Origin of the sequence: Fulvivirga marina (assembly GCF_016775155.1) — a bacterium.
Taxonomy (GTDB): domain Bacteria; phylum Bacteroidota; class Bacteroidia; order Cytophagales; family Cyclobacteriaceae; genus Fulvivirga; species Fulvivirga marina.
The window spans coordinates 126,108-141,493 of the sequence record NZ_JAEUGD010000018.1 but is presented as its reverse complement, the minus strand read 5'-3'; the positions used below and the strand labels follow the sequence as shown (position 1 = coordinate 141,493).

The window sequence follows — 15,386 nt, the reverse complement described above, 5'->3', positions numbered from 1 at the left end:
TGTTTAGAAGATTGGTTCCTTTTTTATAGTGAACTTAAAGGTACTTCCCTCACCCTCTTTACTTTCCACCCAAATCTTTCCTCCCATTCTTTCGACAAATTCTTTACAAAGTTTGAGACCAAGGCCTGTGCCTTTTTCATTGGCAGTACCTTTGGTGGTGTAGAGTACAGTGGTATTGAATAATTGTGACTTTTGTTCCTCACTCATACCTATACCATTGTCCCTTATCTTTATAATGAGTGTATCATTATCTTTATCTTCAGCGGAGATTTCAACAAACCCTCCTTCTCGGGTAAATTTTATTGAGTTGGCTACCAGATTTCTGATGATCAGATCAAGCATATTCCTGTCTGCTAATACACTGGTATCTTTTTCTACCAGATCAATAAACTCAATGTTTTTGTCATTGATTTCGCGGAAAAAATTTAGATTTTCTGTCACCAGATCTTTTAGCTCCAAGGGTTCTTCCTGAATGGTGATCTCATTCATTTGGACCAGCGCCCAATCAAGAAGGTTGTCTAGCAGCTTACGGGTATTGTCAAGCCTTACCTTTAGTGATTTTGTTAACTGACGTAGTTCTTCCTGGTTAAGGCTGCCTTCATCTAGCATATCAAGGATGCCAACCAAGGCATGAATAGGGGAACGAACGTCATGGGATACAATGGAGAAAAACTTATCCTTCATTTCAAGCAAGCCTGCCAGCTCACGGCTTTGCTCCTCCATTTCCTTTTGGTGTATAACCAGAAGGTTGTTGATCTTTTTGCGGCGAACGCTGCTTCTGTACAAAGTAATAAGTAATACAGCGGTAAAGGCAAGAATGACTACAAGTATATTTCGAAAAAATTCCTCATTCTTTAACTGGGTCTTTTGTTGTTCCTCCTTTTGGTTCAGGAGGGCAATTTCCATATCCTTGTTGGCGGTTTCATATTTTATCTGGATTTGTGCAAACTGCTCTTTTTGTTTTTCGCTGAATACGCTGTCTTCCATTGCCTTAAACATTTTGTAGTACTTCAGCGATTGTTGATATTCACCTTTCCTTTCATAAAGGATAGACATTTCTTCATAAGCCTTAATAATCAGCTCGTTATTATTCATTCCTTTCGATATTTTCAGGGAAGTGTCCAGAAGCTCATTGGCTAAGTCATACTCACCCATTTTCATTCTGGCTATTCCCAGACCTAGCTGTGTTTCAGCAATACCGCTTTTGTTGTTTAGTTCCTCGTACCTTTCCAAGGCTCGATTATGGTAATCCAGAGACTTTTCAAATTCGCCCAGGTTTTCGTAGGCTATAGCTATTTTGTTTAGGATTTGAGGAATCAAAACAGTGGTTTCGAGCTTTGTGCTCAACTCCAGTGCTTTGTGTAGTTCTGTTAACGCTTTTTCATAGTGTCCTTCCAATATGAGTATTTCACCGATGTCATGTCCAGAATACGCCAGCCCCTCATGGTCGTCGATAACACTACTCAATTTCATAGAGTTCTCGATATACTCCCTGGCCTTTTCAAGCTGTCCCATGGATTTTAGTACCCTTCCAATGTTGTAAGTGGCTATGGCGATATATAACTTATCATTGATTTCTTGCGCTTTTTTTAAACTCTGCTGATAGTAGTCATAAGCATCACTAAATAAGTCAAGGTCATAGTAATCTTCACCTATACTATTGAGAGCAAGGGTAACACCTGCTCCATAATTCATTTGTTTGTAGAGACGGAGGGCCTCCAGATCATATTTGAGAGCTTCCTTATAATTACTTTGAACGGTGTGATAGCCCGCCAGCATTTCATCAGCAAAAGCGAGATAGAGGGAGTCCTGAAGCTCTACAGCGAGGTTGCGGGCTCTGGTGGCTAAATGAATAGCGGTGTCTACATCATCGTAGTTATACTCATTGACAAGATAAAATAAAATTTCAAGCCTTAATGAGTCTGATTGGGTTTCATTATAGGCACGGGTTAAGCTGTCAATTTTTGCCTGATTTTGTGCCTTCAATAGCCCGAAACATGCAAAAAGAAGAAAAAATATGTATAAGCGTTTTCTCAAAATATTTTTAATATACATTAAATCATAAACAATCTCCATACCCCTGATAATAATAACAGGACAAGGGCCGCAGGAGTCAGATATTTCCATCCAAGGCTCATTAACTGATCTATTCTTACCCTCGGATAGGTCCATCTTACCCACATTTGAAGCAGCACCATCAGCATAGCTTTGCTGATGAGCCAAAAGCCACTGCAAAGATGACCAAACCATGTACCTGGTACACCACTGGTCCATTCGGCCAGCTTTAGAGAGCCTATATTAGGGAAGGGAGTATTCCAACTACCAAAAAACAGTATAACGCCCAGTAATGAAACCAAAAGCATCATGCCATATTCGGCCAGCATGATTACTGACCATCTGAACCCTGAATATTCGGTTTGAAATCCTGCAACGATTTCAGACTCTGCTTCTGGCAAATCGAAAGGAGCACGATTGCTTTCAGCAAGGGAAGTGATAAAAAAGATTAGCCATGCAAAAAACAATAATGGCATTCGAACAACATTCCAGCTCAAGAAGCCTCCGACATAGGTTACATCAACGCCTAATGCTTTAATGCCGAAGAGGTAGTTGGTTTCATTAGTCCAAATGCCTTGTTGTGCAGAAATAGCCTGAAGATCGAGAGATTGACTTATGATTATTACGCACAGTACACTAAGTGTTAAAGGCACCTCGTAAGATATTATTTGTGCGGCAGACCGCATGGCGCCTAGAAGTGAGTATTTGTTGTTAGAACTCCACCCCGCCATAATGATGCCGATAACATCAAGAGAGACGATAGCCAGCAGGTAAAATACGCCTGTTTGTATAGGGGCACCTTCCCATACAGAGGTGACAGGTAGTACTGCAAAGCCTGCAAAAACAAAAGCAAATATCAGAATAGGTGCGAGGAGGAAAAGCTTTCGGTCTGCACTTTTGGGAACTATATCTTCTTTCTGAATGAGTTTCAATAGATCGGCAATAGTTTGCAAAAGACCATAGTAGCCTACTTCCATGGGACCATATCTGTCCTGGATAAAAGCTGATAATTTTCGTTCTGCATAAATGGCAAAAACGGCATATATAAGTAAGAATGGAAGAAAAAATAAAATAGTTGACATCTGTATAATTTAATTTATCAGCCTCTGGCAAAATAAACCAATACTGTTCAGATTACGTAATGTATCGCTCGTCAATATATTAATATTTCAGATATAAAACAGCAATATGTTTTAATCCCATAAAGGATACTTCTCTAAATGTACAAGTTCCCGGAAGAATATTTTGGTAGAAGCTTCGAAAGACTGAGTAAAGTCTGATACCAGAAACTCGTCTTTTACTACCTGTCCTTCAGAGGCTAACAAGTTATTTTCGGTCAGGTAGTTCTTTAAGTATTTCGCAGTGATCTCTGATGAGTCTAATATTTTAACCTGTCCTTTGAAAAAATTATTGATCTGATTTTTAATTAATGGGTAGTGTGTACACCCAAGTATTAATGCCTCTATGTCTTTGAACTGGCTGGTGCTTAAATATTTTTCAATAATCTCATAGCTGATTTTGTTATTAAAAAAACCTTCTTCAATCATGGGTGCCAGTAGTGGTGTGGCGATGGATACCAGCTGTATATTTTGTCTGAGTTGCTTTATTCTTTTTGCGTAAACATTGGACTGTATCGTGCGTTTGGTTCCTATTAAGCCTATCTTATGTTCGCTGAAGTTTTCTTTAATATAGGATACCATAGGGTCAATAACGTTTATGACCTTGGCTCGCTTGCCGGTATACTCTTTTAATAACTCATAAGCAGCAGAGCTGGCAGAGTTGCAGGCTATGACAATTACCTTACAGCCTTTCTTTAATAGTACATCTGCGATTTTGACAGAATAAGCCTGAACTGCTGCTTCAGACTTGTCCCCGTATGGCAGGTGGGCAGTGTCACCAAAATATATCATAGACTCGTGAGGAAGCACGCGCCGGATGGCATGTGCTACTGTTAAGCCTCCAATTCCACTATCAAAAATCCCAACGGGACTGTTTGTACCAAGATTCATCATGAAAATTTAAAGCCTCAAAAGTATTGAAATATAATTGGCGCCCCGAAGCATTTTTTGATAAAAATGTCAACGAGTTAAGTTAATCGATTCTGCTGCCTTTCCCTTTTTATGGTTAATAAAGAATCTCAGGTTTTTCTTTGGGAGAAGGGTCTCTACACTATTTAGGTAAATAATTTTGTATTATTGCACTTCTAAAAAAGAAAAAAACTAACATACTATGAGTAATAACATACTTAAAGGAAAGAAAGGCATAATATTCGGTGCCTTGGATGAAAACTCAATTGCCTGGAAGACGGCAGTCAAAGCTCATGAAGAGGGTGCTGAATTTGTTCTTACAAATGCTCCAGTGGCTCTAAGAATGGGAGCTATAAATAAATTAGCTGAGCAGTGTAATGCTGAAGTTATCCCGGCAGACGCTACTTCTATTGAGGATTTGACAAATCTTTTCGAAAAGTCTATGGAAATACTCGGAGGTAAGCTGGACTTTGTACTTCACTCAATAGGTATGAGCCCTAATGTGAGAAAAGGTAAAGAATACGGAGATCTTAACTATGATTGGTTTCTGAAAACGCTGGACATATCTGGTATTTCTTTTCACAAGGTATTACAAACAGCTGAGAAAACCGATGCAATGAATGAGTGGGGTTCAATTTTGGCATTAAGCTATATTGCTGCGCAGCGAACCTTCCCTGATTACTCCGATATGGCTCAGGCTAAAGCTGTATTGGAATCAATTGCAAGAAGCTATGGGTATAGGTTTGCTAAACTTAAAAATGTTAGAGTAAATACCATTTCTCAGTCGCCTACAATGACTACTGCGGGTAGTGGAGTTTCAGGCTTTGACGTTTTCTTTGATTATGCGCATAAAATGTCTCCACTGGGCAACGCCAGTTCGGAAGATTGTGCTAATTATATACTTATGATGTTCTCTGATTACACCAGAATGGTAACTATGCAGAACCTTATGCATGATGGAGGTTTTTCAAACTCCGGAATTACTGAGGATATGGTAGCTGAACTTAGCAAGTAAATAATTGTATGTATTTAGAAGTTTTCCCAGGGAAGTGACTGATGCTTCCCTGCTGAAATTTCTTTGTAAACCTCATCTGTAACCTATTATACATACTTTGCGATGTGTGACTGCGTGATTTCACCTTGATGTTTTATGGTAGTTTTTCCTCATGCTAAAATAAATTTAGGTTTGGATATCCTTTCGAAAAGGGATGACGGCTATCATAATATTTCATCTGTTTTTTACCCTCTGCCATTTGAAGAAATTTTGGAAGTGTTGCCATATGATGACTTTCATTTTGAAGCGTCTGGGTTGGCTATCCCTGGTAATGTTGATGACAACCTGATTATTAAGGCCTACAAATTGCTTCAGGAGCAATACAAACTACCTCCTGTCCATATTCATTTACATAAGCTTATTCCCATGGGGGCTGGGCTAGGGGGGGGGTCGGCAGATGCAGCTTTTGTCATTAAAGCGCTCAATAGTCTATTCGATTTAGAGTTGTCAGGTGAAAGCATGAGGATCCTGGCAGGTAGGATGGGGAGTGATTGCCCTTTCTTTATTAAAGGGGAAACAGTTCTGGCTGAGGGTACTGGTACTGATTTTTCACCGATAGCTGTAGATCTAAAAGGTAAATATTTGGTTTTGATATGTCCTGGTGTACATGTAAGTACGGCAGAAGCGTATAGCAAAGTCAAGCCTCGTATACCTGAAAAAAGCATTCGAGAGGTTGTTGAAAACATACCAATATCTGAATGGAGGCATTGTCTCAAAAATGATTTTGAAGCTTCTGTATTCCCTGCATACCCTGAAATTGAAACTGTGAAAAGAACACTTTACGATTCAGGAGCGATTTATGCCAGTATGAGTGGTTCTGGCTCCAGTGTTTACGGTATTTTTAATGAGGAACCTGCTAATTTGACATTGAAAGCCTCATGGAAAGGTGTGTTGAAGGGGTAATAAAGAGGTTATCTTGTTGAGAAGAACTGTTCTTTAGAGGCTGGTTGCTCTTTAAAATATTGTTTATACATTTTAAAGAAGTTAATCATGATTAGGTTAGAAAACTTTGAAGGTGCATTGGTGAGCACGCATATACCAATATTCTTATTACGATCTAGCGCAATGCCACTTTTGTAGCCATTGGCATACCCCCCATGATATATCAGCGTATCATTAGGGTATTCCATGATTCTCCATCCCAGACCATAGAATCCGTTTCGAGGCTTTTCAAACTGGCTGAAATATGGATTTTTGACTCTGATAGGTATTACCGGCTTGAACACTGTGTCCAAAACGGATGAAGGAATAATATGAGTTTTATTACCAAGAACAGCAGCAAGCCACTTTGAAAGGTCTTCTATGTTAGTATTTAACCCTCCAGCAGCAGCTACATTATAGTAGCTAGGCTTAACTGTAGTAGGTATATATTGTCCATGTCTATATTCGTGTGGTATAGCAATATTATTATTACTGATCATGGAGTCGTAGGACAGGGAGGAATGATTCATTTCCAATGGTTCGAATATATGCTTATGCATTAGTTGAGGGAAAAGTTTCCCTGAAGAAGATTCCAAAACAACTTCAATAATACTATAGGCGACGTTTTGATAACTGTGAATCCTTCCCGGAAGTCTTGATAGTGGTATTTTTAACAGTTTGCGGATCATGGTGTCTCGAGGAAGCTCATCTTCCACTAGCGTAGAGTATGCCTGGTAGGGAAACCCGGCAGTGTGTGATAGAATGTGCCTGATGGTAATATCACTGGCGCTTCCGGATATGGGGTATTTTAAGTAGCTACTTATAGGGTCGCTCATGTTAAAGAGAGTGTCTTTAGCCATAAGCGCAGCCAGTATGGAGGAGAAGCCTTTAGAGACGGAGGCTAGTCGAAATAAGGTTTTAGTGTTTATAGAGTCAATACCACCAGAAGCTTTAAGCCCAAAAGCTTTTTGATAGATGACAGCACCCTTCTTTACAATAGCTACAGTTGCACCAGGAGTGTTTGTTGCGTCAAATTGTTCAGCAATGTAACTGTCAAAATCTTTTAGGAACTGCTTGTCAGTTCTATTTATGGCATATGGTTTCGTTCGGGCTAAGTCAGGCTTTCCTACAGGCTTTCTTAAAATTGGGTTGTTGCCGGAAAGGGAGAAAAACAGTAGGGGCCCTATACCACAGACGATAAGCAGTATAAATATGTATCGCTTCTTCAAAAATTTACCCGTTTAAACTTCAAAATTATTATTTTCCATAGAAACGACCATGGAAAATAATAATTATTGGCAGGTAAGTGTTTTTGAGATTTCTGGAATATCAGCTGAACAAATCGGAGCTGAGATACCTGTCTCCACGGTCGCAGACAATAAAAACAATAATCCCTTTTTTAATTTCCTGCGCCAGTTGTAATGCAGCGGATAAAGCCCCGCCACTACTCATACCTGCCAGTATACTTTCTTCGTTGGCAAGCCGCTTGGTCATTTCTCTGGCCTGAGCTTCGCTAACGTCTATAACACGATCAACTCGGCTAGGTTCAAAAATTTTAGGTAAAAATTCAGGAGACCATCTTCTGATACCGGGAATACTGGAGCCGTCAGTAGGTTGAGTTCCAATTATTTGAATGTCGGAATTTTGCTCTTTAAGGTAACGGGACACCCCCATGATAGTACCAGTGGTACCCATAGCAGATACAAAATGGGTTATTTGCCCATCGGTGTCCTTCCATATTTCAGGGCCGGTAGTGGCGTAGTGCATCCCGTAATTATCTTTATTAGCAAATTGGTTAAGTATAAAATAACCGTCTTCAGCCGCCATTTTTTCGGCTAATTCTCTCGAATGCTCTATAGTCTTTTTTGCAGGTGTCAGAATAACTTCGGCACCGTATGCTCTCATGGCCTGAACTCTTTCCTGAGTAGAGTTGTCTGGCATTATCAGTGTCATTTTTAGGCCCAGAGAGTTGGCGATCATGGCTAGAGCTATTCCCGTATTGCCGCTTGTAGCTTCTACCAGACGGTCTCCTTTAGAAATGTCACCCCGTTTAAGTGCATTGCTGATCATGCCGTAAGCAGCTCTGTCTTTTACACTTCCTCCGGGGTTTTGGCCTTCAAGTTTACCGTATATGGTTACGCCTTCAGGTACGGGTATTCGGTTGATTTTAACTAAAGGCGTGTTGCCTATTAGGTCGAAAATGGTCATAAGAATGTTTTATTTGGATAAGATTGTATTTGCTTGCTCTTTACTGTTTTGCATTTGAACTTTATAGTAAATTTTAGAACCGGCCGGTACACTTCTTGTCAGCCATACATTACCGCCTACAATCGAGCCACGCCCTATTATTGTGTTGCCTCCTAAAATGGTGGCTCCTGAATAAATGATTACGTTATCTTCAATTGTGGGATGTCGTTTAATTTTTGCGTCCTCTTTATCTACACTTAATGCACCTAATGTTACACCTTGGTAAATCTTTACATGGTCGCCTATGATGGCAGTTTCTCCAATTACTATTCCAGTGCCATGGTCTATAAAGAAGTGTTCGCCGATTTGAGCATTAGGGTGAATATCAATGCCGGTTTTACTGTGTGCATGTTCGGTAATAAGTCTGGGAACGGTTATTACTCCTAGTGTAGCCAACTCATGAGCTATTCTGTATGCTGATATGGCGTAAAACCCGGGGTAAGCCCTGATAATCTCCTCTTTATTATGGGCAGCAGGGTCTCCTTCAAAAGTCGCATCCACATCTTTTTGCAGTTTGTAGTAGATGTCAGGCAGGGCCGCAAAGAACTTTTCTATGGTTTCTTCAGAGTTTTTCCCTTCTTCCAATAGATTTTCATATAAAATATCCTCCATCTCTTTCTTAAGGATATTTACTCTATTTTCCAGCTCAGCATGAGATTCTACTGGTGAACTGGCAAAGTTTGGAAAGAAAACCCCCAATAGGTCAACGAAAAATCGTTCGATAGCCTTTGATGAGGGACATTTAGTGAGCTCCAGGTGCGTGCTGTAAATGTGCTTGATGAAACTATAATCCATTACTTGTTAAATAGTTAAGAATACTTACTGTTTTTTTTAAACAAATTACGCCCAATAAAACAACTGTCCGATATCAAACACTCTATTCCATAATCGGACGCATTTGATTTGTTTCTTGTAGTGAAAGTACATTATTTCACGCTATAAGCCTACTTTTTTTGTTGGCATATTTATTGGCAAAGGGAATAAATGTTAATCGAAGACATAAATTTTATGATCAAACTAAAGGGAATTGACAAGTATGTAGACTCACGCTTTCAGAGAACTTTTATCTTAAAAGGGATTGATCTGGAGGTGGAACAAGGTGAGTTTCTTACTATTATGGGGCCTAGTGGAGCGGGTAAGTCTTCCATCATGAATATTATAGGTATGTTGGATGAACCTTCGCAAGGTGAATACTACTTTTTTGATGAGCCTGTGCATAAGATGAAAGAACGTAAAAAGTCAGATATGCATAAAAACTATATTGGATTTATCTTTCAGGCTTATCATCTTATCGATGAACTTACGGTTTATGAAAACATTGAAACTCCATTGCTATATAAAGGTGTGAAGAGTGCTCAAAGAAAGAGCATGGTGGCAGAAATGCTGGATCGCTTTCAGATGGTGGCCAAGAAGGATCTATTTCCGGAGCAGCTTTCCGGCGGACAACAACAATTGGTAGGGGTGGCAAGAGCTATTATAGGACAACCTAAATTGCTGTTGGCTGATGAACCAACAGGTAATTTGCACTCTGAGCAGGGCGAGCAGATCATGGAAATATTCAAAAAATTGAATAATGAAGGCATGACGATTGTTCAGGTGACGCACTCTGAAAAGTGTGCAAACTTTGGGAAAAGGATAGTCAGACTGGTTGACGGTGCGGTTGTTTCAGATTCACCCGTTGAGAAAATAGCTTCTAATTGAGAAACAAAACCTAATCATGATAAATAGAATAGCTTCAATAACAACAATTTTAGTATCTGCTTTTTGCATAACAGGTCTTGCCCAAGAAGCAGATACATCTACTATAGATACTCCTCTTTCGTTTAAGGAGGCGGTTAAAATCGCCTTGGATAATAATGTTACACTTAAGCAGCAACAGAATAACCTTAGGTCTTCCAATATGGTAAAAACCTCCAGCCTTTTGCGATTAGGGCCTTCTGCACGTATTGAAGGTAATATGGGGAGGAATGATGGTAATTCATTTAACCAGCAAGAAGGAAGGGTGGTTAATGGTGTGCTTGACTTTACAGAGGTTTATTTGAGAACATCAATGCCTTTGTTTCAGGGGTTTAACAGACTGAACTCATTTAAAGCTACCAGGGAGCAGTTTGATACACAGATCGAAACGGTGGAGAGAACAAAGCAGGATATTATGCAGCTCGTTACAGCCAGGTACCTTCAATGCCTTTTAGATAAGGAGTTGGTGAGAATTGCGGAGCAAAATGTTAAAACGCAGCAGAAGCAACTGGATCAAATCAATACTCAGGTTGAGGCGGGAAGCAGGGCAGGGGTAGATGCTACTAATCAGAGATACCAGTTAAAAAATGCTGAACTGAATCTTTTAAGGGCTGAAAATGCCCTTCGAAATGACAAAGCTATACTGGCGCAAACTCTTCAAATGGATCCTGGAGTTAATTTTAATGTTGAAGACCCGAACTGGGATGTTTCAAAAATTGATGCTAATTCTTCTTTGGAAGAACTTTATACAGTGGCGCTAAATAACAGGTCGGATCTTGAAGGTACTAAGCATTCTATGGCTGCTTCTAGGTTTAACTATATGGCTCTTAAGGGTAACTATTATCCAAGTGTTAGTGCTTTTTTTAACTATGGGTCTGCTTATAATTATATTCATGGTACGGAAAACCGGACCTTTGATCAGCAGTTTACAAAGGATAATGTTCAGAAAACTTATGGTATAGCATTTACTATCCCAATTTTCGGTGGATTTTCAACCCGTTCCAATGTAGTTGAGTCAAGAGTGAACTACGAAAATTCCAGGCTTGATGCAGAAAATATGGAGAATACTGTAAAGTCAGAGGTGTTGAGAGCTTATCAGAATTTTAACGATGCGGTGACTACCTATCAGGTGACACAAACACAGCTGGAAGCGGCAGAGCTCTCATACAAATTAGGAACAGAAAGGTACGAATTAGGTATTTCGGATCTGGTGGAATATACTCAGGCTAATCAGGATTACGTACAGGCTCAGGCTGATTATGCTAGTGCCAGGTTCACTTTGATGTTTCAGGAACTTTTGCTAGATTATGCTACGGGTACGTTGTCTTTTGAGGACATTAAATAACCGCAGGCATAAAACTATGGCATATTTCCAATGAAAGCCTTATCCTGGATAGTGCGTATTATTGCAGCAATTATTTTGCTGCAAACTCTTTTTTTTAAATTTACAGGTGCGGAAGAGAGTATCTATATTTTTACAAAGGTAGGTATGGAGCCTTGGGGGCGAATAGGTTCAGGCATCGCTGAACTCATAGCATCTTTGTTGTTACTAATTCCCCGAACCGCATGGCTCGGGGCTTTTATGGCGCTGGGGATTATGGCCGGGGCTATATTTTTTCATCTAACCACGCTGGGCGTAGAGGTGATGGGAGACGAAGGGTACTTGTTCTGGCTTGCTATTGTCGTAAGCGTTTGTTCTATAATTACTCTGGTACTGCATAGAACTGATATTCCTTTCTTGAATAAACGAGATATCAACTAGCTTAAAATTCAAATTTTTATTAACTTTGCGGTCCCGTTCAGGTGGACGGGTGTGTCTGGTAGTGTCCGGGCATGATTTAAAATAAATTTGTTGTCTGATTGCTCTAAGGCAACATGTAATCAAGGGCAGAAATAATGGCAAAAGAAAAAACATCTGCAGAGGAAGTAGAATCTGCAAAAACTGAAGAAAAGGCTGTTGAGTCTTCTGCAAAAGAAGTAAAGAAGCCTGCTGAAAAAAGTGAAAATGTAGCGCCAGAAGACTTCGATTGGGAAGCTTTTGAAACCAAAGGTTTTGGAGAAGGCTACAGCAAAAAGAAGAAGGAAGAGATGGCTTCAATGTATGAAGATACATTGACAACCATCGAGGAGAAGGAAGTAGTGGAAGGTACCGTTGTAGGTATCAATGACAGAGATGTGATCCTTAACATCGGATTCAAATCTGACGGACTTGTATCAGCAACTGAATTTAGGGATATACCTGATATGAAAGTTGGTGATAAGGTTGAGGTTTTCATTGAAGAGCAGGAGAATGCCAACGGACAATTAGTGCTTTCAAGAAGAAAGGCTAAGATTGTTCAGGCTTGGGATAAAATCACTAAAGCTTACGAAAACGATACAGTTATCGAAGGTTTTGTGAAAAGAAGAACTAAAGGTGGTCTTATCGTTGACATATATGGTGTGGAAGCTTTCTTGCCTGGTTCGCAAATTGATGTGAAGCCTATCAGAGACTTCGATATATTTGTTGATAAGGCTATGGAAGTAAAAGTTGTGAAAATCAACTATACTAATGATAACGTAGTTGTTTCTCACAAAGTATTGATCGAGAAAGATCTTGAAGAGCAAAAAGCAGAAATTCTGAACAACCTTGAGAAAGGTCAGGTACTTGAAGGTACCATTAAGAACATGACAAACTTCGGTGTATTCATCGATCTTGGTGGTGTTGATGGTCTCCTTCACATTACTGATATTTCATGGGGTAGAATTAATCACCCTGAAGAGGTCCTTAGCCTTGATGAAACAGTTAAGGTTGTTGTTCTTGATTTCGACGAGGATAAAAAGAGAATATCTTTGGGTATGAAGCAGCTTACTGCTCACCCTTGGGATTCACTGCCTGCTGATCTTGATATAGGATCAAAAGTTAAAGGTAAGATCGTTAATGTAGCAGACTATGGTGCATTCCTTGAAATTCAACCAGGTGTTGAAGGTCTTATCCACGTTTCTGAAATGTCATGGTCTCAGCACTTGAGAAATCCTCAGGATTTCATCAACATCGGAGATGAGCTTGAAGCTGTTGTGTTGACTCTTGACAGAGATGATAGAAAAATGTCATTGGGTATTAAGCAGTTGACTGAGGATCCTTGGACTAAGCAAGATGTTCTTACAAAATATGCTGTAGATACTAAGCACAAAGGAGTGGTAAGAAACCTTACTAACTTTGGTTTGTTCATCGAACTTGAAGAGGGTATCGATGGATTAGTGCACGTTTCTGACCTGTCTTGGACTAAGAAGATCAAGCATCCTTCTGAGTTTGTTAAGGTAGGTGATGAGCTTGAAGTAGTAGTACTTGAGCTTGATGTTGATAACAGAAGATTGGCTCTTAGCCACAAACACCTTGAAGAGAATCCTTGGGATACTTTCGAAACAGTGTTTACCCCTGGTTCTGTCCACAAGTGTACTGTAATCTCGCAAAATGATAAAGGTGCTACTTTGGAGCTTCCTTATGGTATTGAAGGTTTCTGCTCAACCAAGAATCTTGCAAAAGAAGATGGTGGTAAAGCTGAGAACGGTGAAACTTTAGATTTCAAAGTTCAGGAATTCTCTAAAGACGATAAGAGAATCGTGCTTTCACACAGAGCAGTTTACTCTAAAACTGAAGAGAAGCCAAAAGCTGCAAGTGGAGCTAAGAAAAAGAGCAAATCTGCGAGCACAATGAGTAAGATCAATAGCGAGACTGAAAAGTCTACGCTTGGTGATCTTGAAGCATTGAGCGCATTGAAAGATAAAATGGAAGGAAACGTCTCTTCTGAGGAGAAGCCAAAAAAATCTGAAGCTAAGGCGGAGGAAGAAGGTAAAACTTCTGCTGCTAAAGCTGATGAATCTAAGGCTGATGAGGAAGAAGAAAAATAATTTCTCTTTTGTTATAATACTAAAGGCTGCTTCTTCTGAAGCAGCCTTTTTTGTTTTATTAGATTTATAGTAATCGTGTAGCCCTGAATCTTATCATGTTCATGTCAAACAGTCTGTAAATGAGAGAATAATTCTGGAATCGACTTTGCAAAATCCTTGTGGGGAATGCTACAAGTTGTGAGTATAAGATAAAGACCGTTGCTCAGTGATTATTAAAATAGTTGATTGGGGTAATGGGTTCGGCTAAGCGTAGAATAGAGGAAAGTAAGTTTCAATGGGGTGAGGCTGGCTTTTAAAGTAGCTATTATGTCGGATTTTTTAGTGAAGAATGCCATGATTGATATGTATAAAATATTGAGTTGACAAAATAATTGTTCTGATTGGTTAAAATCTGCCTTGAAAGGTATTTTTTGTATTTTAAACTTAAATGCTGGATGGGGAGAATAAAAATTTTCACTAATTATTGAAATACCTTTGATGAATTTACGAATATTCATAGTTTTGCACACCTGAAAATAAAAAGAGATTTTCAGTTTTGCATCATGGCGCTGTGGCCGAGTGGCTAGGCAGAGGTCTGCAAAACCTTTTACAGCGGTTCGAATCCGCTCAGCGCCTCAAGAAAGTAAATTTAAGCCTTGATAAACATTATGTTTGTCAAGGCTTTTTTGATATATAGAAGGGCTAGTCTTAAAGCTAAGACTTAAGTTTTATGAGTAGAGGCCTCTTTTCCTTTTTTGCGTTTTACTCATTAAAGAAGCGAAATGTTTAGAGCATATTCGTTAAAACCTCGTAAACATTTTGTGCCACTACCTGATGTCCTTCTATATTTGGGTGAATGCCGTCAGCAAGGTTAAGACTACTGTGTCCTGCTACACCTTCCAGGAGAAAAGGGATTAAGGTTGCTTTATTTTTTTTAGCCAGTTCGGGAAAGATAGATTTAAATTCATCGGTGTAAGTCTTTCCCAGGTTAGGAGGTACCATCATGCCAGCAATAATAATTTTTGTCTTTGGGTTTTTTGCTCTGACTTTATTGACGATACCCTGAAGGTTTTTCTTCGTCTGATCCAGCGGTAGACCCCTTAATCCGTCGTTTGCACCCAGTTCAAGGACAAATACATCAACAGGTTGCTTCAGTATCCAGTCTATGCGGTTCAAACCGCCAGCGGAAGTTTCTCCACTTAGCCCTGCGTTGATTACTTTATAGTTATATCTGGCAGCCTGTAGTTTGTTTTCCACTAGGGCTGGAAAGGCTTGTTCTTTTGACAGGCCATAACCAGCTGTAATACTATCCCCAAAGAAGATAATGGTTTTTCTTTGTTGGGTGAACCCAAAACAGATTATGGAAAGTGCAACGATGAAAAGGGAGATTCTAAGTTTCATATATTATCATTTGTAAACCTCATCGTACCGAAGCAGCCTAAGGGTAGGCTACTTGATATTTAAGTTTTTGTTTTCAA

Annotated in this window: 13 protein-coding genes and 1 tRNA gene; 7 read left to right on the top strand and 7 right to left on the bottom strand. The window is 39.5% G+C overall.

Going from position 1 to position 15,386, the window contains the following annotated elements:
- Positions 1-3: 3 nt before the first annotated feature.
- The 3 genes from JMN32_RS05755 to murI form a co-directional block, all read right to left on the bottom strand.
- The gene (locus JMN32_RS05755) at positions 4-2,037 is read right to left on the bottom strand and encodes a tetratricopeptide repeat-containing sensor histidine kinase (protein WP_238354362.1); all 2,034 of its coding nucleotides are present in this window, start codon (positions 2,035-2,037) and stop codon (positions 4-6) included.
- 17 nt (positions 2,038-2,054) lie between these two features.
- A complete protein-coding gene (locus tag JMN32_RS05750; protein WP_202855348.1) occupies positions 2,055-3,137 on the bottom strand; it encodes a complex I subunit 1/NuoH family protein in 1,083 nt (360 codons plus the stop codon).
- 111 nt (positions 3,138-3,248) lie between these two features.
- Positions 3,249-4,064, bottom strand: coding sequence for a glutamate racemase (gene murI / locus JMN32_RS05745; protein WP_202855365.1), 816 nt, complete (start codon positions 4,062-4,064; stop codon positions 3,249-3,251).
- A gap of 220 nt (positions 4,065-4,284) precedes the next feature.
- Between murI and JMN32_RS05740 the strand changes: the two genes are divergently transcribed.
- Positions 4,285-5,097: an enoyl-ACP reductase FabI gene (locus JMN32_RS05740; protein WP_202855347.1), complete on the top strand. Its 813-nt coding sequence runs from the start codon at positions 4,285-4,287 to the stop codon at positions 5,095-5,097.
- A gap of 135 nt (positions 5,098-5,232) precedes the next feature.
- The gene (gene ispE, locus JMN32_RS05735; protein ID WP_202855346.1) at positions 5,233-6,039 is read left to right on the top strand and encodes a 4-(cytidine 5'-diphospho)-2-C-methyl-D-erythritol kinase; all 807 of its coding nucleotides are present in this window, start codon (positions 5,233-5,235) and stop codon (positions 6,037-6,039) included.
- A gap of 8 nt (positions 6,040-6,047) precedes the next feature.
- Here ispE and JMN32_RS05730 read toward each other — a convergent pair whose 3' ends face one another.
- From JMN32_RS05730 to JMN32_RS05720, 3 genes are all read right to left on the bottom strand, one after another.
- A complete protein-coding gene (locus tag JMN32_RS05730; RefSeq protein WP_202855345.1) occupies positions 6,048-7,286 on the bottom strand; it encodes a serine hydrolase domain-containing protein in 1,239 nt (412 codons plus the stop codon).
- Between the two features lie 100 nt (positions 7,287-7,386).
- Entirely contained in the window at positions 7,387-8,265 is an 879-nt protein-coding gene (gene cysM, locus JMN32_RS05725; RefSeq protein WP_202855344.1) for a cysteine synthase CysM, read from the bottom strand.
- A 9-nt stretch (positions 8,266-8,274) separates the two neighbouring features.
- Complete coding sequence (locus JMN32_RS05720) at positions 8,275-9,099, bottom strand: serine O-acetyltransferase (RefSeq protein WP_202855343.1); 825 nt, start codon at positions 9,097-9,099, stop codon at positions 8,275-8,277.
- A 213-nt stretch (positions 9,100-9,312) separates the two neighbouring features.
- Here JMN32_RS05720 and JMN32_RS05715 point away from each other — a divergent pair, with 213 nt between their 5' ends.
- From JMN32_RS05715 to JMN32_RS05695, 5 genes are all read left to right on the top strand, one after another.
- A complete protein-coding gene (locus tag JMN32_RS05715) occupies positions 9,313-10,005 on the top strand; it encodes an ABC transporter ATP-binding protein (protein WP_202855342.1) in 693 nt (230 codons plus the stop codon).
- A gap of 16 nt (positions 10,006-10,021) precedes the next feature.
- Positions 10,022-11,386 carry a TolC family protein gene (locus tag JMN32_RS05710; protein ID WP_202855341.1) on the top strand — a complete coding sequence of 455 codons (1,365 nt, stop codon included), beginning with the start codon at positions 10,022-10,024 and terminating at the stop codon, positions 11,384-11,386.
- A 30-nt stretch (positions 11,387-11,416) separates the two neighbouring features.
- A complete protein-coding gene (locus JMN32_RS05705; RefSeq protein WP_202855340.1) occupies positions 11,417-11,803 on the top strand; it encodes a DoxX family protein in 387 nt (128 codons plus the stop codon).
- A gap of 134 nt (positions 11,804-11,937) precedes the next feature.
- On the top strand, positions 11,938-13,929 hold the full coding sequence (gene rpsA / locus JMN32_RS05700) for a 30S ribosomal protein S1 (protein WP_202855339.1): 1,992 nt from the start codon (positions 11,938-11,940) through the stop codon (positions 13,927-13,929).
- Positions 13,930-14,473: 544 nt separating this feature from the next.
- Positions 14,474-14,544, top strand: a tRNA-Cys gene (locus tag JMN32_RS05695).
- Positions 14,545-14,694: 150 nt separating this feature from the next.
- Here JMN32_RS05695 and JMN32_RS05690 read toward each other — a convergent pair.
- On the bottom strand, positions 14,695-15,309 hold the full coding sequence (locus tag JMN32_RS05690) for an arylesterase (protein WP_202855338.1): 615 nt from the start codon (positions 15,307-15,309) through the stop codon (positions 14,695-14,697).
- Positions 15,310-15,386: the final 77 nt, after the last annotated feature.